This window comes from Virgibacillus salexigens (genome assembly GCF_014905415.1).
In the GTDB taxonomy this organism is placed as follows: Bacteria; Bacillota; Bacilli; order Bacillales; family Amphibacillaceae; genus Virgibacillus; species Virgibacillus salexigens.
In genome coordinates this window covers 1-435 of record NZ_BNEO01000038.1, presented here as the reverse complement: position 1 = coordinate 435, position 435 = coordinate 1, and the positions used below count along the sequence as shown (strand labels likewise).

1 protein-coding gene is annotated in these 435 nt (G+C 33.8%); it reads right to left on the bottom strand.

Annotation, left to right across the window (positions count from 1 at the left end; genetic code table 11):
• Positions 1 to 435: family 1 glycosylhydrolase (locus JKP73_RS22110; RefSeq protein ID WP_200411978.1), on the bottom strand; the 435-nt coding region annotated here is incomplete at both ends.

Sequence of the window (435 nt, the reverse complement as noted above, 5' to 3'; positions counted from 1 at the left end):
TAGTAACTAAATGAAATAAAGTCAACTGTGTTTTCAGCAAGGATTTCTAAGTCGCCTTTTTCAATCGGAAGTGTAATTTCTTCACGCTCTAATCTCTTTAAAAGGTAGTTTGGATATTTTCCACGAGATTGAACATCAATGAAAAAGAGATTATCATGATTTTGTTTTTGAGCTTCAAAAACATTTTCTGGATTACAATCAAATGGATAGTAATCTCCAGCAGCTAACATGCAGCCTATCTTATTTTCTGGGTCAACTTCATGTCCAATTTTTGTTGCTAAAGCCGATGCTAATAGTTCATGATGAGCGGCTAAGTATTTGGCTTGTTCTTTATTTTCTCCTTCTTCAAAAACAAGTCCTGCTCCCATAAATGGAGCATGAAGGAGCATATTAATTTCATTAAATGTCAACCAATAGCGAACTAATCCTTTATAA